Below are 20,046 nucleotides of genomic sequence, written 5' to 3'. Positions count from 1 at the left end.
GCCCCGGCGGGGCGCCCCGCGACGACGGACGGCGGGGTGCGGCGCCCCGGGAGAAGCTTCCCGGGCCACCGCACCCCGCCGTCCGCGTGGAGACCGTGACCGGATTCGAACCGGTGTAACTCGAGTTGCAGTCGAGCCCCTGAACCACTCGGGCACACGGTCGTGTTGTCGACTCCCCGACCGTAGGCCGGTGCTCGCGGGCCGTTCAAGGAATCCGGCCGGGCCGCAACACGACTGCCATGCGCCGTTCACGCCCGCGCGCGGGCGGGTGCGCCGGGCCTACGTCCAAGGGACCAGTCCGTACCCGACCCGCGACAGGGTCCAACTCGGCTCATGCCCCTTACGCTGAGGGGCATGACCACCCCCGAACCGCGCGACACCGAGGTCGCGCCGCCTCCGCCGCCCCCTGCTTCCGCCCCCGTCCCCGCCGGGGGCGGTGGCGGGCGCGAGGGGGTGCTGCGGGCGCCGTACCGGGCGCTCAGCGTCGGGATCGTCTCGGTCGTCTTCCTGATCGCCTTCGAGGCCACGGCGGTCGGCACCGCCATGCCGGTGGCCGCCCGTGAGCTGCACGGCATCCCCCTCTACGCGTTCGCCTTCTCCGCCTACTTCACGACCAGCCTCTTCGGCATGGTCGTCTCCGGGCAGTGGGCCGACCGGCGGGGCCCGCTCGGGCCGCTCGCGCTCGGGATGACCGCGTGGGCCGTGGGTCTTGCGCTCTCCGGGACGGCGTCCGCGATGTGGGTCTTCGTCCTCGGGCGGGCCGTGAAGGGGCTCGGCGGCGGGCTGGTCATCGTCGCCCTGTACGTCGTCGTCAGCCGCGCCTACCCCTCGCACCTCCAGCCCGCGATCATGGCCGCGTTCGCCGCGAGCTGGGTGATCCCGTCCGTGGTCGGCCCGCTGGCGGCCGGCACGGTCGCCGAGCAGCTCGGCTGGCGCTGGGTGTTCCTCGGCATCCCGGTCCTGGTCGTGGTGCCCCTCGCGCTCGCCCTGCCCGCGATCCGGCAGCGCGCCTCCGGGCCCGCCGACCCCGGGGCGCCGGTACCCGGCTTCGACCGGCGGCGGATCCGGCTCGCGTTCGGGATCTCGCTGGGCGCGGGCCTGCTCCAGTACGCCGGGCAGGACCTGCGCTGGCTCTCCCTGCTGCCGGCCGCCGCGGGCGCCGCGCTGCTTGTGCCGTCGGTGCTCGGCGTGCTGCCGAAGGGCACCTACCGGGCGGCGCGCGGGCTGCCGTCCGTCGTCCTGCTGCGGGGCGTGGCGGCCGGCTCGTTCATCGCCGCGGAGTCGTTCGTCCCGCTGATGCTGGTCACCCAGCGGGGGCTGTCGCCGACCCTGGCCGGGCTCTCCCTCGCGGCGGGCGGCGCGACCTGGGCCCTCGGCTCGTTCGCCCAGTCCCGGCCGCGCGCCGAGCCCCACCGCGAACGGCTGGCCGTCCTCGGCATGCTGCTGGTCGCCGCCGCGATCGCCACCGCGCCGACCGTCCTGATCGAGGCGGTCCCGGTGTGGATCGTCGCCGTCGCCTGGACCTACGGCTGCTTCGGTATGGGCCTGGTCATCGGTTCCACGAGCGTGCTGCTGCTGAAGCTCTCGGCCCCTGAGGAGGCGGGCGCCAACTCGGCGGCCCTCCAGATCTCCGACGCCCTCTCCAACGTCCTCCTCCTCGCGGCGGGCGGTGCCGCCTTCGCCGCACTCGGCGGCGCGGCACTCGGCGCGGCGGCCCACGGCACCGCCACGACGGCCGCCACCGCCTCCCACCCGGCCGCCTTCGCCGCCGTCTTCCTCCCGATGGCGGCGGTCGCCCTGGCGGGGGCGTGGGTGGCGACCCGGCTGCGTGTACCCAAAGTGGTACCAGAGTGACCCCATGCGCTGGTGCCGTTCTGGTATGGCCATGAATCTGCGTCTCCGGGACGACCAGACCGAAGCCCTCAAGCGCCGCGCCGAGGAAGAGGGCATCAGCATGCACGCCATACTGCTGCGCGCGGTCGACGAGTACCTGGCCAGGACCGCCCATCAGGCGATGGTCCAGAAGACCGCCAAGGAGCAGGTCGCCAAGTGGTCCGAGCTCCTGGAGCGGCTGAAGTGACCTGTGTCTACCTGGACGCCGAGGACGTCCTGGCCGTCGCCGCGCTCGCGGTCGACGACCAGGACGTCGTCGTGCGGGATCTGGGCCTGCTCGAGTCCGCCGTGCACCGCCCCCCGGCGGCGATGTTCGGCCAGGAGGCGTACCCCGAGGTCTTCGGCAAGGCCGCGGCGCTGCTGCAGTCGCTGGCCGTCAACTACCCCTTCGTCGACGGCAACAAGCGCACGGCGTGGACCTCCTGCATGGTCTTCCTGGCGCTGAACGACGTCCAACTGCGCCCCGACATCGACGCGGCCGAGCGTCTGGTGATCGATGTGGCGACCGGCGCGGTCGACGAGGTGAAGGTCATCGCCGAGGCGCTGCGGGAGCTCGCCGTTCCGGCCGCGTGACGCGTACCACGTCGCTCGGTGCGCGGCGGTGTTCCGACCGCGCCCAGGGGCGGCACCGGTAGGGTGGCCCGGTTGTCGTACAGCGCCCCCGTCCCGTCGTACCGCGCCCCGTCCAGTCGAGCCCGCACCCGGAGACCGTGACTACTACCGCCTCCCACCACCTCTCACCCGCCTTCCCCGGCAGGGCCCCCTGGGGCACCGCCAACAAGCTGCGTGCCTGGCAGCAGGGGGCGATGGACCGGTACGTCCAGGAGCAGCCGCGCGACTTCCTCGCGGTCGCCACGCCCGGCGCCGGCAAGACGACCTTCGCGCTGACGCTCGCCTCGTGGCTGCTGCACCACCATGTCGTGCAGCAGATCACCGTGGTCGCGCCGACCGAGCACCTGAAGAAGCAGTGGGCCTCGGCGGCCGCCCGTATAGGGATCAAGCTGGACCCGGAGTACAGCGCGGGCCCGCTGAGCAAGGAGTACCAGGGCGTCGCGGTCACCTACGCGGGTGTCGGCGTCCGCCCCATGCTGCACCGCAACCGCTGCGAGCAGCGCAAGACGCTGGTCATCCTGGACGAGATCCACCACGCCGGTGACTCCAAGTCCTGGGGCGAGGCGTGCCTGGAGGCGTTCGAGCCCGCGACCCGGCGGCTCGCGCTGACCGGTACGCCCTTCCGCTCGGACACCAACCCGATCCCCTTCGTCACCTACGAGGAGGGCGCCGACGGTATCCGCCGCTCCTCCGCCGACTACACCTACGGCTACGGCAACGCCCTCGGCGACGGCGTCGTCCGGCCGGTGATATTCCTCAGCTACAGCGGCAACATGCGCTGGCGCACCAAGGCCGGTGACGAGGTCGCGGCCCGGCTCGGCGAGCCGATGACCAAGGACGCGGTCTCCCAGGCGTGGCGCACCGCGCTCGACCCGCGCGGCGACTGGATGCCGAACGTGCTGCGCGCCGCCGACCAGCGGCTCACCGAGGTCCGCAAGGCGATCCCCGACGCGGGCGGCCTCGTCATCGCCTCCGACCAGGACTCGGCCCGCGCGTACGCCAAACTCATCCGCGAGATCACCGGCACCAAGGCCACGGTGGTCCTCTCCGACGAGGCGGCCGCGTCGAAGCGGATCGAGGAGTTCAGCGAGAACCAGGACCGCTGGATGGTCGCCGTCCGCATGGTCTCCGAGGGCGTCGACGTGCCCCGCCTCGCGGTCGGGGTGTACGCGACGACCATCTCGACGCCCCTGTTCTTCGCCCAGGCCGTGGGCCGCTTCGTGCGCTCCCGCCGGCGCGGCGAGACGGCGTCGGTCTTCCTGCCGACCATCCCCAACCTCCTCGGCTTCGCCTCCGAGATGGAGGTCGAGCGCGACCACGCCCTCGACAAGCCGAAGAAGGACTCCGACGAGGACCCGTACGCCGAGTCCGAGAAGGAGATGGCCGAGGCCGAGAAGCAGCAGGACGAGGACACCGGCGAGCAGGACATGCTGCCCTTCGAGGCGCTGGAGTCCGACGCGGTCTTCGACCGGGTCCTCTACGACGGCGCCGAGTTCGGCATGCAGGCGCACCCGGGCAGCGAGGAGGAGCAGGACTACCTCGGCATCCCCGGGCTGCTGGAGCCGGACCAGGTGCAGCTGCTGCTCCAGAAGCGGCAGGCCCGCCAGATCGCGCACAGCCGCAAGAAGCCGGACACCGAGGCCGACCTGCTGGAACTGCCCGCCGAGCGGCGGCCGGTGGTCTCCCACAAGGAGCTGCTGGAGCTGCGCAAGCAGCTCAACACCATGGTCGGCGCGTACGTCCACCAGAGCGGCAAGCCGCACGGGGTGATCCACACCGAGCTGCGCCGGGTGTGCGGCGGACCGCCGAGCGCGGAGGCGACGGCCGGCCAGATCCGGGAAAGGATCAAGAAGGTGCAGGAGTGGGCGACCCGTATGCGGTGAATTCCCGGCACGCGGGAATTGCCGCGGCGGGCGGTTTCGCACCGCAATGCGCACGCGGGGGCGGGGAGTTCCGCGACGGAATTCCCCGCCGGTGACGCCGGCCGGCACGCGGTGCGTCCCCCTCCGGACTCGGCCGACGCGGCGCGGGGGACGTGGGGGCGGGGGCCCGGGCACGGAATCCCACGGTGGGGTTTCCCGAGTGCGCGGAGTTCTCCGTCGCGTATTCGCATGGGGCGACAGAATTCCCGAAGCGGGATCAATCCCGCGCCCGCCGAAGAAGATCGCCCGGATTCTGGACGAGGTCTTCCGCTGAGCGGTGCCGCTCGCTAATGTCCCCGCAATACACACGCCCCGTGGCAGCGCCGCCGCGGAGCGCAGTCGGTGTGCCATGGCCTGCCGGCGGCCTCTGGGTGCGTCGCCGAATGGGACCGGTGCCGTCACCTCCGTCGGGGGACCGCCGTCACTCACTCCTAAGGAGGGGGCGTCGTGACCGCGGAAACCTCTCAGACGCTCGACCGGGGACTGCGTGTCCTCAAGCTGCTCGCCGATACGGACCACGGGCTGACCGTCACCGAGCTCTCCAACAAGCTCGGCGTCAACCGGACCGTCGTCTACCGCCTGCTCGCCACGCTGGAGCAGCACGCGCTGGTCCGGCGCGACCTGGGCGGCCGGGCCCGTGTCGGCCTCGGCGTGCTCCGCCTCGGCCGCCAGGTGCACCCGCTGGTGCGGGAGGCCGCCATGCCGGCGCTGCGCTCCCTCGCGGAGGACATCGGGGCCACGGCCCACCTCACCCTGGTGGACGGCGCGGAGGCCCTCGCGGTCGCCGTCGTCGAGCCGACCTGGACGGACTACCACGTCGCCTATCGCGCGGGGTTCCGCCACCCGCTGGACCGTGGCGCGGCGGGCAAGGCGATCCTGGCCGCCCGGCAGAGCGTCCACGCCGAGGCGGGCTACACCCTCACCCACGGCGAGCTGGAGGCCGGCGCGTGCGGGGCGGCCGCGGCGCTGGTCGGCGTGACGGGGATAGAGGGGAGTGTGGGCGTGGTCATGCTGGCGGACGCGGTACCGGAGCGGGTCGGCCCGCGCGTGGTCGACGCGGCCCGCGAAGTGGCGGACGCCCTCCGCTGAGGCCGGCCGGGCCCGTGCCCCCGGGCCGCGGTCCGGGCCCGTGCCCGAGGCCCGGCCCACCGGGCCCGCCGCCCGCCGGGAGGAGACGCCCGGCCCACCGGGGGAGGGGGACGCCCGCCGGGAGGAGACGCCCGGCCCACCGGGCCCGCCGCCCGCCCGCCGGGAGGAGACGCCCGCCCACCGGGCCCGCCGCCCGCCGGGAGGAGACGCCCGGCCCACCGGGGGCGCGCGGCCGGATAGATTGTCGGCGTGTTCTCCAGCCTCTCGCGCCCCCGCGCCCTCGCCCTCTGCGCCCTCCCCGTCGCCGGGCTGATCGCCGTCGCCGGGTTCGCGCCGCTGCCCTTCGTCGTGGCGCAGCCGGGCATGACCGCGAACGTCCTCGGGAAGGACCAGGGCCGCGAGGTCATCACGATCAAGGGCGCGCCGACCCGCCCCACCGACGGCGCCCTGCGGATGACGACCATCGTGGCGACCGGCCCCTCCGTCGACGTCGGCCTCGGTGACGTGGTCGACGCCTGGTTCCGCACCGACCGCTCGGTGCTGCCGAGGGACGCCGTCTACCCGGCGGGCAAGTCGGACCAGGAGGTCGAGCGCACCAACGCCCGGGACATGGCCGACTCCCAGGACGACGCCACGACCGCCGCCCTCGCCTACCTCGACGAGGACCCGGCGAAGGTCGACGTCTCCCTCCACCTCGCCGACGTCGGCGGCCCCAGCGCCGGCCTGCTGTTCTCCCTCGGCATCGTCGACAAGCTCGACGGCGACGGCGCGGGCGGCAGCCTCACCGGCGGACGCAGCATCGCGGGCACCGGCACCATCACGGCGGACGGCGCGGTCGGCCCGGTCGGCGGGGTCTCCCTGAAGACCCAGGCGGCCAAGCGGGACGGGGCCACCGTCTTCCTGGTCCCCAAGGCCGAGTGCGGCGACGCCGAGGCCGAGCTGCCCTCAGGGATGCGCCTCATCCCGGTCACCACGCTCCGCGGCGCGGTCGACTCGCTGCGCGCCCTGGAGCGCGGGGGCGAGGTCCCCTCCTGCTAGCCCGCCGGGCCCGGTGCCGGGTCCGGAGCCGAGTCCAGCTCCCGCCAGCACGGGAACACCGCCGGGGAGAGCGTCGCCAGGAAGTAGGGCGCGCCGAACACCAGCAGGGCCGTCGCCAGTCCCGCCGACTCGATGATCCGCCCGGCCGCGAGCCCGCCGAGCGGGGTGGTCATCAGCACCACCGCCGTCGACACGCTCATGACCCGGCTGCGCAGCTCCTCGGGGACGCGTTCGTACATCACCGTCGTCAGGATCGGGTTGAGCATCCCCGCGCCCAGCCCGCCGACCGCCATGGTGACGCCCAGCGGGACCGGGCCGTCCACCAGGGCCGCGACGGTGAACCGGGGCGCCCCGCACAGCAGGAAGGCGACCGTGAAGAGCACCCGCCGGGGGAAGCGGTGGCCCACCGCCGCGTAGAGGAGCGCGCCGAGCAGCGCGCAGCCGCCGAAGAGGGCGACCAGGACGCCCAACTCCCGCGCGCCGCCCAGCTCCTCCCGCGCGTGGACCGGCAGCAGCACCGAACTCCAGCCCTGGTCCAAGCCGTTGGTGAGCATCACCATCAGCATGATCGCCAGCAGCAGCCGGTTGCGCAGGACGTACGCACAGCCCTCGCGCAGTTCCGCGCGGTACGCCCGGAACGAGGCGGGGGCCCCGGCCCGCCGGGGTTCGGCCGCGGCGACGCCCCGCAGCCCGTACACGACGAGCAGCGCGGAGCCGCAGAAGGTCAACGCGTCGATGACGAGGACGGCCTCCGCGCCGATCACGGCGATGAGCACCCCGGCGAGTGCCGCGCCCGCCATCCGCGCCCCGCGCGAGACCGCGTCGAAGAGGCTGGCGGCCCGCGAGAGGCTGGTCCCGGCCCGGGCGGCGAGATCGGGGACGAGGACGTGCCGGGCGGTCTCGCCGGGGGCGTGGAACAGCCCGGTGAGGGCCATCAGCGCGCACAGCATCCAGAAGCGCAGGGCGCCCGACCAGTGCAGCAGCGGGATCGCCGCGAGGGCCGCCGCGCAGACCAGGTCGCTGAGGACGCTGACCCGGCGGCGGCCGATCCGGTCGATCACCGGCCCGCCGGTGACGGCCGAGACCACCACCGGCAGCGTGGCGCAGAAGGCCACCAGCCCGGCCTTCCCGGGGCTGCCCGTGGTCTCCAGGGTGAACCACGGGACGCCGATGAGGGTGAGCGAATTGCCGCTGATGGACACGGCGTTGGCCGTCAGCACGGCGGCGAACGGCCCCCGCCGCCCGCCCGTCCCGGCCGCCGCGCCCTTACCCGGCCGCCCGCTCAGTCCCGGGTCGGCGAGTGAGCCGAAGGGCGCGCGGGTGTCGAAAGGGAGGGCGCGCGCAGGACCCGAGGTACGAGGGTCCGAGCACGGCCGACCGTCGGCACCCGCTGAGAGCGCCCCGGAGGCGAATCGAGCCCTCATGGAGAGGCAGGAGGCGCAGGCCCGTCTCGACCAGGGTCCAGCCCAGCCGGGTGCGCCACGGCTCCGGCGGGACGGCGCGGGCCCGGTCGGCCTCGGCGCGCAGTTCGTCGGCGCGGGCTCGGTGGAGCAGCAGATGGACGTCGGCGGAGTGCGGGGTGTGCATGGCGGTCGTCACCTCGTCTCACTCGGTTCGGATGAAGGGGTGTGCGGGGAGGGGCGGCGGAAGGCATGGCGGTGCCGTGACCGCGGCGCGTGTCCACGCCCGGCCCCGGCCCCGCTCCAGGGGCTTCGGCGCGTGTCGGTGGTGTCGTTCAGTCCAGGGCGCGCGGCAGCAGATGGGTGTGCAGCCGCACCTGGGCCGCCCCCTCCGTGCCCTCGGGCGGCGCCGCCTCGCGGTAGCTCTCGATCAGGTCGTGGAGGCGCTCGTTCAGTTCCAGGGCCTGGGCGGAGGTCAGCCGCAGTGTGAAGTCGCTGAGGTCGGCGCCCCGGCGCCACTCCTCCGGCCACTCGCGCTGGACCGCGAGCCAGTTCGCGACCTCCTGGGTGTGCATGGTCGCGTGCTCGTGGAGGTAGAGGTCGGCGGCGCCGCGCACCGTCGGGTCCGGGTCGGAGTTCAGGGACTCGTCGAAGAGCATCCCCTGCTCGGCCGCCCGCCACCAGCGTTCCCGCCCCTTGCCGCGCTCCGGGGCGTCCTCCACGAAGCCGTGCGCGGCGAGCTGCCGCAGGTGGTAGCTGGTCGCGCCGCTCGACTCACCCAGTTTCCCGGCCAGTTGGGACGCGGTGGCCGGTCCGTCCAGCCGCAGGGTGGCGAGCAGCCGCATCCGCAGCGGGTGGGCGAGCCCCCGCAGCGATCGCGGGTCGAGCGTCCGCAGGACGCGCTCCTGCTCGCCGGTCCGTGCCTCGTCGTTCTCCTCGCTCATAGGACGACCATAGACATGCAAAGAAGCCTTTGCAACGGTTTTTTGCAACGACTTCTTTGCATGCCTGCGACACGGACGCGCTCAGCCCCGCCGGGAGTCCTCCGCCGCCTGCTCCACCAGCGGGATGATCCGCAGCGGCACCGGGTTCTCCATCACGATCGCGGTCGACGCCCGCACGATCCCCTCGAAGCCCACCACCCGGTCGATCACCCGCTGGAGGTCCGCGTTGGAGCGGGCGACCAGCCGGCAGAGCATGTCCCCGTGCCCGGTGGTCGTGTGCAGTTCCAGCACCTCGGGGACGGTCCCGAGGTGCGCCCGCACGTCCGCGCCCTGCCCCTGCTTGATCTCCAGCGTCGCGAACGCGGTCACCGGGTAGCCCAGTGCGGCCGGGTCCACATCCGGCCCGAACCCCCGGATCACCCCGCCCGACTGGAGGCGGTCCATCCGCGCCTGGACCGTCCCGCGCGCCACACCGAGCCGCCGCGACGCCTCCAGCACCCCGATCCGGGGCTCCCGCGCGAGCAGCACGATCAGCCGGCCGTCCAGATGATCGATCGCCATGCCGTCTCCTCCGTGTCCGACGCACCCCCGATCGCGGTGGTCATCCTGTACACAACGCCCGCCGAAAGAGGGAATCAGCTGAGCACATTGCCCAGTCGTTACGAGAACTATTGCGCACCTTGTGGAGCGGGGGGAGCCTGCTGCCATGACTGAGACCACGCATCACACCCCCGACACCGCGCGCGAGGCCGACCCGTTCCCGGTCAAGGGAATGGACGCGGTCGTCTTCGCCGTGGGCAACGCCAAGCAGGCCGCGCACTACTACTCGACGGCCTTCGGCATGAAGCTGGTCGCGTACTCCGGACCGGAGAACGGCAGCCGCGAGACCGCGAGCTACGTCCTCACCAACGGCGCGGCCCGCTTCGTCCTCACCTCGGTGATCAAGCCCTCCACCGAGTGGGGCCACTTCCTCGCGGACCATGTCGCCGCCCACGGCGACGGTGTCGTCGACCTCGCCATCGAGGTGCCCGACGCCCGCGCCGCCTACGCCTACGCCGTCGAGAACGGTGCCACCGGCATCACCGAGCCGCACGAGGTCAAGGACGACCACGGGGGTGTCGTCCTCGCCGCGATCGCGACCTACGGGAGGACCCGGCACACACTCGTCGAGCGCAAGGGCTACGACGGCCCCTACCTGCCGGGCTTCGTGCCCGCCTCCCCGATCGTCGAGCCGCCGGCCAAGCGCACCTTCCAGGCGATCGACCACTGCGTGGGCAACGTCGAACTGGGCCGGATGAACGAGTGGGTGGCGTTCTACAACAAGGTCATGGGCTTCACCAACATGAAGGAGTTCGTGGGCGACGACATCGCCACCGAGTACTCCGCCCTCATGTCCAAGGTGGTCGCCGACGGCACGCTCAAGGTCAAGTTCCCGATCAACGAGCCGGCCATCGCGAAGAAGAAGTCGCAGATCGACGAGTACCTGGAGTTCTACGGCGGCGCGGGCGTCCAGCACATCGCGCTCGCCACGAACGACATCGTCGCCACCGTCCGCTCGATGCGGGCGGCGGGCGTGCAGTTCCTCGACACCCCGGACTCGTACTACGACACCCTCGGCGAGTGGGCCGGCGAGACCCGGGTGCCGGTCGAGACCCTGCGCGAGCTGAAGATCCTGGTCGACCGCGACGAGGACGGCTATCTGCTCCAGATCTTCACCAAGCCGGTCCAGGACCGTCCGACGGTCTTCTTCGAGATGATCGAGCGCCACGGCTCGATGGGCTTCGGCAAGGGCAACTTCAAGGCGCTCTTCGAGGCGATCGAGCGCGAGCAGGCCAAGCGCGGCAACCTCTGATCGGACGGAGGGCTGACGGGCGGGCCCGTCAGCCCTCCTCCGGCTCCTCCAGCGGCGTCGGCCCGTCCCCGTACAGATCCACCGGGCCGCCCGGCGCGGGCTCGCCGATCCGCTTCAGGGCCGCCCGGGCCGCGGGCGCCAGCAGCGGGGAGAACTCCGGGTTGGTCCGCAGCGCCTCCTCCACATGGCGCCGGGCCGCCCCCTCCTCGCCCGCCGCCCGCTCGATCTCGCCCCGGTGGTACGAGAACAGCGCGCTGCGCAGCCCCTGACCGGTGGCGAGCTTCGCGAACGGCAGCGCGTCGTCCGCCCGGCCCGCCCGGGACAGGGCCCAGCCCATCGCGTCCGCCATGTGCACACTGCGGTGACCGCGCCGCCACTCGCCCTGGAGGAGGCGCACCGCCACCGCCGGGTCCCCGTGGTCGGCCTCGTAGCGGGCCAGCACCAGAGCGGTGTGCACCCCGTCCGCCCGGGCCTCGCCCGCCAGCTCCCGCATCCGCGCGTACCGGGTGGCCGCGTCCCCGTCCAGACCGAGGGACTGGTCCAACTCGCCCGCCTCCAGGGCGTACTCGGGCAGCGGCGCCTTCTCCAGGACCTCCGCGTACGCCCGCTGCGCCTCGGCCGTCCGGCCCAGCGCGGCGAGCGCCCGGGCCCGCCCGGCGAGGGAGCGGTGGGATTCCGGTTCCGCCTTCAGCGCCGCGTCGTAGTGGCCGATGGCCTCCGTGTACTCACCGCGCTCCCAGGCGAGTTCGCCCTGCCGGTGCCGGGCCGCCGCCTTCTCCGCCCCGGTCGTGGAGTGCTCCGCCGCGTCGTACGCCAGGGCCGCCGCGTCCTCCCGCCAGCCCTTGTCCCGGTAGAGCTGCGCCTCGCGGCCCTTCACCTGCGGCCCGGAGGCCAGCTCCTGGAAGGCGTCCATCGCCCGGCTCGCGCCCGCGTGGTCGCCGAGCCCGCCGAGCGCGTCGACGAGCACCGGGTACGCGGCCCAATCCTTCGGCCGGAGCTTGCGCGCCTGCTCGGCCCGGTCCCGCCCCGCCCGGTAGTCGTGCCGGGCGTTCGCCAGCGCCCCGAGGGAGACCAGCGCGGCCGTGTTCCCCCGTTCGGCCGGACGCAGCGCCAGGGAACGGCCGAGCGCCCGTTCCGCCTTCGGGAACAGCCCGGTGTCACCGGCCCGGACCCCGCGCTCCACATAGGCCGCCCCCAGCTCGGCCCAGGCCCGCGCGTCCTCCGGGCGGTCCCGGACCCGGTCCTCGTGGTGCGTGATCAGGGCCGCCAGATCCGCCGGCGCGGCCGGCGCCCCGGCCCCCGCGGCGGCCAGCGCCCGCGCGGCCGGGCCCCCGGGCCGGTCGCCGTCCCCCCACCCGGGCGCGAGCAGGACCACCCCGGCGACCAGGGTCGCGCCGGCCAGCGTGCCGACGGCGGCGTTCTTGAGGGTTGTGCGTCTCATGGCGCTCACTGTGCGTCAGCGGGCAGCCCATACGAAGAACACACCCGGCGGCACCCGGTGGAACGCGGACGGGTTCACACCGATGGCCCCCGGTGCGAGGCTGGGATCATGGACGATCTCCTGGAGCGGCTGCGCGCCGGTCTGCCGGCCGAGGCCCTCATCACCGACCCCGACGTGACCGTCTCGTACGGCAACGACATGGCGAGCTTCTGCGAGGCCGGCACCCCGGCCGTCGTGGTGCTGCCGCGCACGGTCGAACAGGTCCAGCACGTCATGCGGACCGCGACCGAACTGCGCGTCCCCGTCGTCCCGCAGGGCGCCCGGACCGGCCTGTCGGGCGCGGCGAACGCCTCCGAGGGCTGCATCGTGCTCTCCCTGACCCGGATGGACCGGATCCTGGAGATCAGTCCGGTCGACCGGATCGCCGTCGTCGAGCCGGGGGTCGTCAACGCGGTGCTGTCCCGCGCGGTGGAGGAGCACGGCCTCTCCTACCCGCCCGACCCGTCGAGCTGGGAGACCTGCACGATCGGCGGCAACATCGGCACCGCCTCCGGCGGCCTGTGCTGTGTGAAGTACGGGGTGACGGCCGAGTACGTGCTCGGGCTCACCGTCGTCCTCGCCGACGGGCGGCTGCTGACCACGGGCCGGCGCACCGCCAAGGGCGTCGCCGGCTACGACCTCACCCGGCTGTTCGTCGGCTCCGAGGGCAGCCTCGGGATCGTCGTGGAGGCGGTCCTCGCGCTGAGGCCCAAGCCGCCGGCCCCGCTCGTGCTGGCCGCCGAGTTCCCGTCCGCGGGCGCGGCCTGCGACGCCGTCTGCGCGATCATGGAGCAGGGGCACACGCCCTCACTGCTGGAGATCATGGACCGCACCACCGTCCGCGCGGTCAACAAGCTCGGCGCGATGGGCCTCCCGGAGACGACCGAGGCCCTGCTGCTCTGCGCCTTCGACACCCCGGACCCGGCCGCCGACCTGGCCCTCGTCGCCGGTCTGTGCGAGGCGGCGGGCGCGAGCGAGGTCGTCCCCGCGGACTCCCCGGCCGAGTCCGAACTCCTGCTCACGGCCCGCCGGATGTCCCTGCCAGCCCTGGAGGCCGTCAAGACGGCGACCATGATCGACGACGTGTGCGTGCCGCGCTCCCGGCTCGGCGAGATGATCGAGCGGACCGCCCGGATCGCCGAGAAGTACGACCTCGTCATCGGCGTCTGCGCCCACGCGGGCGACGGCAACACCCACCCCGTCGTCTGCTTCGACCACCTCGACGAGGACGAGTCGAGCCGCGCCCGCGCCTCCTTCGACGAGATCATGGCCCTCGGTCTGGAGCTGGGCGGCACGATCACCGGCGAACACGGGGTCGGCGTCTTGAAGAAGGAGTGGCTCGCCCGGGAACTGGGCCCGGTCGGGCTGGAGTTGCAGCAGGGCATCCGCCGGACCTTCGACCCGCTGGGCATCCTCAACCCGGGCAAGCTCTTCTGACACCCGGGCGAGCTCTGACACCCGGACGGGCCGCTCCGCCGCCCGGGCGCCCTTCTGTGCCGTCGGCCCCGGCGCCGGCCCCCCGCCCGGCTCATGCCTCGCCGTCCGGGGAGTCCTCCGACCGCGCGGGGCCCCGGCGCGGACGTTCGTCCGCCCCCGCCGGGGCCAGCAGTTCGGCCAGGGCGTCGTCGATGCCCAGCAGATCCGCCTCCGCGCCCGGCGGGACGATCCGCAGGGTCCGCTCCAGCCACGCCGACACCGCGGCCGACGGGGCCTCCAGCAGGGCGTCCCCGTCGGGTGAACTCAGCGCCATCAGGATGACGCTGCGGCCCGCGGACTTCGTCGGCCACACCCGCACGTCCCCGCCGCCGCACGGCCGGAACACCCCCTCCACCAGCAGCTCCCGCGCGAAGGTCCAGTGCACCGGGTGCTCGGAGCCGATGTGGAAGGCGATGTGGACGGCGAAGGGGTCGGCCGCGCGGTAGGTGAGGCGGGCGGGCACGGGGATGCTGCGCTCGGGGGAGAGCACGAGGTTCAGCTCCAGCTCGCGCTCCACCACGGTGTTCTTCATCGTCGTCGTTCCTCTCGTCTGCTGCGGTGCGTGCCCGTACGCCACGGGCCTCACCGGTAGAGAGGGGCTTGCCGCGCAACTCTTACGCGACTTCCGGAGGTAACTTTCTGTGATCGTGAAGTGACCGGAAAGTGGCCGTTGTCGAAGGACCGGCCCGGCCGCGCTCAAGGGTCTGATAGATGTGGACCCTTGTATTGAGGACTCGAGAAGATACGGGACCACGGTGATGAGCGCCCCAACCCCGGCCACCGGTGACACCAGCCCCGCCCCCGGCTATTACCCGGACCCCTCCATCCCCGGGTACGTCCGGTACTGGAACGGCGCCTCCTGGGTGCCCGGCACCAGCCGGCCCGTGCCCGCCTCCGGCGAGGACATGCCCACGCCGCCCGCGTCGACGGCCGCCGCCCCGGGTGCCTCCCGCGCGCCCGCCCCGCGGCCCCCGGCCCCCGTCGAGGAGACCGGCCCGGTCTTCCTGGACGAGGAGCCCGGCCTCGAACCGGCCCGCCCCGAGCCCGCGTCCGCCTGGGGGGCCGACGCCGCCCGGCAGTCCGGCTTCGGCGGCGACCTGGACAACCGCGTCTCCTGGGGCAGCCCGCCCGGCCCGGCGGGGAACGCGCCCGATCCGCGCCGCCCCGCCGACCCGCCCGCGCAGGCCGGGGCGGGGTCCGCGTCCGCCGACCCGGCCGGCCCCGTCCCCGTCGACCCGAGCGGCGGCAGGCTGCCCGGGATGCGCTCCGTGGGGCCCGACGCGCAGGCCGAACCCCGGCCCCGCCCCGCCGCCGATGCCGACCCCGCCCCCGGCGCCGAGCCGCCCACCGACGGCACGGTCACCATCCGCGCGGTCCGCCCCGGCGCGGAGCCCAGGGCCGAGCACACCGTCACCATCCGGCCCCAGCGCCCGAGCCCGGCCGCCCCCACCGCGCCCGCCTCCCGGACCCAGACCCCGCCGGCCGCCCCCGCGCACCCGGAGCCCGCGCCCCAGCAGGCCGCGCCCGCCGCCCCGGCACCGGCGACCCCGGCCACCCCGCAGGCCCCGGCCGCGCAGACCCCCGCCCCCGTCACCGACGGCCCCGGCGGCGGTGCCGCGTCCTGGGCGCAGCAGGTCCACCAGCTGGCGCAGTCCGGGCCCGCGTCCGCCGGCGCCGACCAGCCGGTCCTGCCGTGGAAGCCCCCGGTCGACGACCCCTTCCTCCGGGCCGCGCAGGCCCAGGCGAACGCCCGTCCCGCCTCCCTCGGCAAGCGGCTCACCGCCCGGCTGATCGACACCGTGCTGCTCGGCGCGCTGGTGGGCGCCGTCGCCGTACCCGTCGGCACCAGCGCCTGGGAGCACATCGACGGAAAGATCCAGGCGGCCCGGCTGTCCGGGGAGACCGTCACCGTCTGGCTGGTCGACGGCACCACCGCCGTCCACCTCGGCATCGTCCTCGGCGCCCTGCTGCTGCTCGGGGTGCTGTACGAGGCGCTGCCGACCGCCAAGTGGGGCCGTACGGCGGGCAAGAAGCTCTGCGGGGTGCGGGTGCTCGACATCGAGACCCATGAACCGCCGTCCTTCGGGGGCGCCCTGCGCCGCTGGCTGCTCTACGGTGTGCTCGGTCTGCTCGTCGTGGGGATCGCGAACGTGCTGTGGTGCGTCTTCGACCGGCCGTGGCGGCAGTGCTGGCACGACAAGGCGGTGCACACCTTCGTCAGCGGCTGACTCCCCGTCATACCCGTGTCGCGGGGGGTTCCCCCGAACGCGCGCGAGCCGTTGCGGGCCCCGGGGCACCGGGGTGCACTGCCCCCATGAGCAACGACCAGCCGCCGCCCGGCCCGCCGCCCGATGACGACCCGTTCCGCAAGAGGCCCGAGGAGCCCGGTCCGCCCGGGGGCTCCGGCGGCGGCCAGTCCCCGCCGCCCGGCTCCGGGTCCCCCCACGGCGGCCCGGGCGGCACACCCCCGCCCGGCAGCGGCGACCCCTACGGCAGCGGCGGCGGCTCCCCGTACGGCCCGCCCGGCGGCGGCGCGGGCGGCTCCGGCGGACCAGGGGGCCCGGGCGGCCCCTACGGCGGGCAGCCCCCGCCCTACGGCTCCGACCCGTACGGCGGTGCCTACGGAGGGTCGGACCCGCTCGCCGGGATGCCGCCGCTGGCGCCGTTCGGCAAGCGCTTCGTGGCCCGTCTGATCGACATCCTGATCATCGCGATCCCGCTGGCGGTGCTCTCCCTGCTGTTCGGCGGCTGGGACTGGTCGTCGAACGGCGACGACTGGGACGAGTTCACCGAGCAGGTCAACACGGGCCGGCAGTGGCTGTGGACGCTTGTCTCGGTGGTCGCGTACGTCGGCTACGACACCCTCATGACCAGGGCGGACGGGCGGACCGTCGGCAAGCGGCTGATGAAGCTGCGCGTCGCCATGCTCAACGACGGCCGCACACCGGACACCAGCGCGGCGCTGATGCGGTCCGTGGTGCTCTGGGTGCCGGCGCTGGTGTGCTGCTACTGCGTCTGGTGGATCGTCATCCTGATCACCGTGGCGGCCGACAAGCCGTACAAGCAGGGGCTGCACGACAAGGCGGGCAAGACCGTCGTCGTGTCAGCCGCGTAGCGAGTGCTCGCCGACCCGGGCCCCGGCGCGCGGGGCGGGCACGCGGGTGGTCAGGCCGTCGGCGGAGGGGGAGGCGGCGGCGGTCCGCGACCCGGTGGCGGGGGCCCGGCCGGTGGTCCGGGCGCCGCCCGCTCGGGCAGGGCGGCGCAGCGGAATCCGCAGGGCGACCACGAGTCCCAGTGCCAGGGCGGCGACGCACACGGAGGCGACGGCGGCGCCGCTCTCCGCACGGGTCAGCAGAAGCAGGGCGACGGTCGTGAAGACGACGGTCGCCGAACCGTAGGCGTACTGTGCGGCAGTCGGACGCGGCATCGCGGTATCCGTCCTCGGGACAGGGGCGGGCAGGGCAACTGGACCTGGTCGCACGGTCCAGCACCTTACGGTCCTGGATGCCCGGGGGGAACGCCGGGTAAGCGTGACCTGACCCACGGTGCCGGTGCACGGGGGGCGCACGGATTCACCGCGCCCTCCGGCGGACCCGGCCGATGCGCCTCCGGGACGCCGCCGGGGGCCCGGAGCCGGAGACCCCCGGGCGGGGTGATGTCGGACTCGTCCGGATACCGGATCTCCCCTTCTGCATAGTGCAGTTGGCCTGTTCAAGTCAAGGTCTGTCTTTTCTTCCGCGACTCCGGTCGAATGTCGTCACTTGAGACGCGTACACCGCGCGCGCGGACGACCCCACCATCCGGTCCGCGCCGGCGACGGGACGCGGGGGAGGACACCATCAAGTGACCAGCAAGCGACGGACGTTCAGAGCGTCCGCGGTCGTCGTGGCTCTCGCGGCGACGACCGCTACGGCCTCGGCGGTCACCTTCGCCCAGGCCGACGACCGCCCGGCGGGACCGGCGGCGATCGAGCGCCACGACCCGGCCCCCCACAAGGGCCATGTCGAGCACGACCTCGACGGACCCTTCAGCAAGCAGCAGGAGATGCAGCGCCAGGCAGCCCTGGAGCAGGTCATATCCGGCGAGGCCACGGTCCAGAAGCGCGGCGGCTCCAAGGTCGTCAAGCTCCACGACAAGAAGTACGTGGAGCTGGGCCGGGAGAAGACCGACAAGATCTTCACCATCCTGGTCGAGTTCGGCGACAAGGTCGACAACACCACGATGCACGACCCCGACGGCGACGGCCCCGAGCCGCCCGTCAAGAAGTACGGCGGCGACCCGGGTCCGCTGCACAACCGGATCGCCAAGCCCGACCGCAAGGTCGACAACTCGACGGCCTGGCAGGCGGACTACAACCGCAAGCACTTCCAGGACCTCTACTTCGGCACCGGCAAGGACAAGAACGGGAAGAAGAAGGAGTCCGTCAAGACCTACTTCGAGAAGACCTCCTCGGGCCGCTACTCGGTCGAGGGCGAGGTCTCCGACTGGGTCAAGGTCGACTACAACGAGGCCCGTTACGGCTCCAACTACTGCGGCCAGTCCAACTGCGCCAACGTGTGGGACGCGGTCCGCGACGGCGTCACGGCGTGGACGGCGGACCAGAGGGCCCAGGGCCGCACCGACGCCCAGATCAAGGCGCAGCTGGCCCAGTACGACAAGTGGGACCGCTACGACTTCGACAACGACGGCGAGTTCAACGAGCCCGACGGCTACATCGACCACTTCCAGATCGTCCACGCGGGCGAGGACGAGTCGGCCGGCGGCGGCGCCCAGGGCGAGGACGCCCTGTGGGCCCACCGCTGGTACGCCTACGGCACGGACGCCGGCAAGACCGGTCCGGCGAACAACCGGGCGGGCGGCACGCAGATCGGCGACTCGGGCATCTGGGTCGGCGACTACACCATGCAGCCGGAGAACGGCGGACTCGGCGTCTTCGCCCACGAGTACGGCCACGACCTCGGTCTGCCGGACCACTACGACACCCAGGGCGGCGAGAACTCGACCGGCTTCTGGACCCTGATGTCGTCCGGTTCCTGGCTCGGCCGCGGCAAGGACTCGATCGGCGACCTGCCCGGCGACATGACCGCCTGGGACAAGCTCCAGCTCGGCTGGCTCAACTACGAGACGGCCAAGGCGGGCAAGAAGTCCTCGCACACCCTGGGCGTCGCCGCGTACAACACCAAGCGGCCGCAGGCGCTGATCGTCGAGCTGCCCAAGCGCGCCGTCACCACCACCGTCGTGAAGCCCGCCGAGGGCTCCAAGCAGTGGTGGAGCGACATGGGCGACGACCTCAAGAACACCCTGACCCGCTCGGTCGACCTGACCGGCAAGTCCGCCGCCTCCCTGGAGCTGGACGGCTGGTGGGACATCGAGGCCGAGTACGACTACCTCTACACCGAGGTGTCGACGGACGGCGGCGCCAACTGGACGGCCGTGGACGGCACCGCGGACGGCAAGGCCATCCCGCGCGACGCCGGTGACAAGCCGGGCCTGACCGGTCCGAGCGAGCAGCACCGCAAGCTGGTCTACCCGCTCGACGCGTACGCGGGCAAGAAGATCGACCTGCGCTTCCGCTACCAGACGGACGGCGGTGTGGCCGGCAAGGGCTTCACGGCCGACGCGATCACCGTCAAGGCCGACGGCCAGGCGCTGTTCAGCGACAACGCCGAGGGCGACGACGCCGGCTGGACCTCCAACGGCTTCTCCCGCATCGGCGAGTCCTTCACCCAGGACTACGAGCAGTACTACATCGCGGAGAACCGCCAGTACGTCAGCTACGACACCACGCTGAAGACGGGCCCGTACAACTTCGGTTTCGCGGCGCCCAAGGACGGCTGGGTCGAGCACTACGCGTACCAGAAGGGCCTGTTGATCTGGAAGTGGGACACCTCGCAGAAGGACAACAACACCAGCGTCCACCCGGGTGAGGGTCTGGTCCTTCCGATCGACGCCCACCCGGCGCAGCTGAAGTGGTCCGACGGCTCCCTGATGCGCAACCGCATCCAGTCGTACGACTCCACCTTCAGCCTCTACCGGACCGACGCGCTGACCCTGCACAAGGCCGGCGTGAAGACGAAGATCCCGTCGCAGAAGGGCGTCTCGGTCTTCGACGACCGCAAGGGCACCTACTGGACCGCGGACAACCCGACCGCCGGTGTCAAGGTAACTGACACCAACACCCGCATCTCGATCGTCGACCAGCCGAAGAACGGCCAGACGATCAAGATCAAGGTCGGCCCTTCGGGCAAGTAATCGGTAAAACAGCAGGTCAAAGCATGATCGGCCGTCGCCCTCTAGCGGGCGGCGGCCGATCGTGTTTAGGTGCGGGGACGAAGTTCTT

Annotated in this window: 17 protein-coding genes and 1 tRNA gene; 11 read left to right on the top strand and 7 right to left on the bottom strand. The window is 73.2% G+C overall.

What is annotated here, in order from left to right; all coding sequences use genetic code 11:
• Positions 1–87 precede the first annotated feature (87 nt).
• Positions 88–162 (bottom strand) — tRNA-Cys (locus tag ABZ457_RS07780).
• Between the two features lie 192 nt (positions 163–354).
• On the opposite strand from ABZ457_RS07780, the gene ABZ457_RS07775 reads away from it, so the two are divergent.
• The 6 genes from ABZ457_RS07775 (at position 355) to ABZ457_RS07750 (ending at position 6,554) form a co-directional block, all read left to right on the top strand.
• The gene (locus ABZ457_RS07775; protein WP_359155041.1) at positions 355–1,854 is read left to right on the top strand and encodes an MFS transporter; all 1,500 of its coding nucleotides are present in this window, start codon (positions 355–357) and stop codon (positions 1,852–1,854) included.
• A gap of 25 nt (positions 1,855–1,879) precedes the next feature.
• Positions 1,880–2,080, top strand: coding sequence for a CopG family transcriptional regulator (locus ABZ457_RS07770; RefSeq protein WP_359155039.1), 201 nt, complete (start codon positions 1,880–1,882; stop codon positions 2,078–2,080).
• Complete coding sequence (locus ABZ457_RS07765; protein WP_359155037.1) at positions 2,077–2,466, top strand: type II toxin-antitoxin system death-on-curing family toxin; 390 nt, start codon at positions 2,077–2,079, stop codon at positions 2,464–2,466. The genes ABZ457_RS07770 and ABZ457_RS07765 overlap by 4 nt, the downstream gene beginning before the upstream one ends.
• 137 nt (positions 2,467–2,603) lie before the next feature.
• On the top strand, positions 2,604–4,388 hold the full coding sequence (locus tag ABZ457_RS07760) for a DEAD/DEAH box helicase (protein ID WP_359155035.1): 1,785 nt from the start codon (positions 2,604–2,606) through the stop codon (positions 4,386–4,388).
• 486 nt (positions 4,389–4,874) lie between these two features.
• Positions 4,875–5,516 carry a helix-turn-helix domain-containing protein gene (locus ABZ457_RS07755; protein ID WP_359155033.1) on the top strand — a complete coding sequence of 214 codons (642 nt, stop codon included), beginning with the start codon at positions 4,875–4,877 and terminating at the stop codon, positions 5,514–5,516.
• A gap of 249 nt (positions 5,517–5,765) precedes the next feature.
• Entirely contained in the window at positions 5,766–6,554 is a 789-nt protein-coding gene (locus ABZ457_RS07750; protein WP_359155031.1) for a S16 family serine protease, read from the top strand.
• Here the strand turns inward: ABZ457_RS07750 and ABZ457_RS07745 are convergent.
• The 3 genes from ABZ457_RS07745 to ABZ457_RS07735 form a co-directional block, all read right to left on the bottom strand.
• The gene (locus tag ABZ457_RS07745; RefSeq protein ID WP_359155029.1) at positions 6,551–7,774 is read right to left on the bottom strand and encodes an MFS transporter; all 1,224 of its coding nucleotides are present in this window, start codon (positions 7,772–7,774) and stop codon (positions 6,551–6,553) included. The two genes, ABZ457_RS07750 and ABZ457_RS07745, sit on opposite strands and share 4 nt — an antisense overlap.
• 515 nt (positions 7,775–8,289) lie before the next feature.
• Entirely contained in the window at positions 8,290–8,898 is a 609-nt protein-coding gene (locus tag ABZ457_RS07740) for a winged helix-turn-helix domain-containing protein (RefSeq protein WP_359155027.1), read from the bottom strand.
• 81 nt (positions 8,899–8,979) lie between these two features.
• Positions 8,980–9,459, bottom strand: a complete 480-nt coding sequence (locus tag ABZ457_RS07735; protein ID WP_359155025.1) for an Lrp/AsnC family transcriptional regulator — start codon at positions 9,457–9,459, stop codon at positions 8,980–8,982.
• 145 nt (positions 9,460–9,604) lie between these two features.
• On the opposite strand from ABZ457_RS07735, the gene hppD reads away from it, so the two are divergent.
• Positions 9,605–10,750, top strand: coding sequence for a 4-hydroxyphenylpyruvate dioxygenase (gene hppD / locus ABZ457_RS07730; protein WP_359155023.1), 1,146 nt, complete (start codon positions 9,605–9,607; stop codon positions 10,748–10,750).
• 28 nt (positions 10,751–10,778) lie between these two features.
• On the opposite strand, the gene ABZ457_RS07725 is transcribed toward hppD, so the two are convergent.
• On the bottom strand, positions 10,779–12,191 hold the full coding sequence (locus ABZ457_RS07725) for a tetratricopeptide repeat protein (RefSeq protein ID WP_359155021.1): 1,413 nt from the start codon (positions 12,189–12,191) through the stop codon (positions 10,779–10,781).
• Positions 12,192–12,299: 108 nt separating this feature from the next.
• Here ABZ457_RS07725 and ABZ457_RS07720 point away from each other — a divergent pair, with 108 nt between their 5' ends.
• On the top strand, positions 12,300–13,667 hold the full coding sequence (locus tag ABZ457_RS07720) for an FAD-linked oxidase C-terminal domain-containing protein (protein WP_359155019.1): 1,368 nt from the start codon (positions 12,300–12,302) through the stop codon (positions 13,665–13,667).
• Positions 13,668–13,758: 91 nt separating this feature from the next.
• On the opposite strand, the gene ABZ457_RS07715 is transcribed toward ABZ457_RS07720, so the two are convergent.
• On the bottom strand, positions 13,759–14,238 hold the full coding sequence (locus ABZ457_RS07715) for an SsgA family sporulation/cell division regulator (RefSeq protein ID WP_359155017.1): 480 nt from the start codon (positions 14,236–14,238) through the stop codon (positions 13,759–13,761).
• A gap of 226 nt (positions 14,239–14,464) precedes the next feature.
• On the opposite strand from ABZ457_RS07715, the gene ABZ457_RS07710 reads away from it, so the two are divergent.
• Positions 14,465–15,934: an RDD family protein gene (locus tag ABZ457_RS07710; protein WP_359155015.1), complete on the top strand. Its 1,470-nt coding sequence runs from the start codon at positions 14,465–14,467 to the stop codon at positions 15,932–15,934.
• A gap of 86 nt (positions 15,935–16,020) precedes the next feature.
• Positions 16,021–16,821, top strand: coding sequence for an RDD family protein (locus tag ABZ457_RS07705; RefSeq protein WP_359155014.1), 801 nt, complete (start codon positions 16,021–16,023; stop codon positions 16,819–16,821).
• Here ABZ457_RS07705 and ABZ457_RS07700 read toward each other — a convergent pair.
• Positions 16,810–17,133, bottom strand: a complete 324-nt coding sequence (locus tag ABZ457_RS07700; protein ID WP_359155012.1) for a hypothetical protein — start codon at positions 17,131–17,133, stop codon at positions 16,810–16,812. The two genes, ABZ457_RS07705 and ABZ457_RS07700, sit on opposite strands and share 12 nt — an antisense overlap.
• A 416-nt stretch (positions 17,134–17,549) precedes the next feature.
• On the opposite strand from ABZ457_RS07700, the gene ABZ457_RS07695 reads away from it, so the two are divergent.
• Complete coding sequence (locus ABZ457_RS07695) at positions 17,550–19,958, top strand: immune inhibitor A domain-containing protein (RefSeq protein WP_359155010.1); 2,409 nt, start codon at positions 17,550–17,552, stop codon at positions 19,956–19,958.
• The last annotated feature ends 88 nt before the right edge of the window (positions 19,959–20,046 follow it).

It is taken from the genome of Streptomyces sp. NPDC005805 (genome assembly GCF_040630445.1).
In the GTDB taxonomy this organism is placed as follows: Bacteria; Actinomycetota; Actinomycetes; order Streptomycetales; family Streptomycetaceae; genus Streptomyces.
Note: the sequence above shows the minus strand (reverse complement) of the source record. Positions and strands in the feature narration are given on the sequence as shown.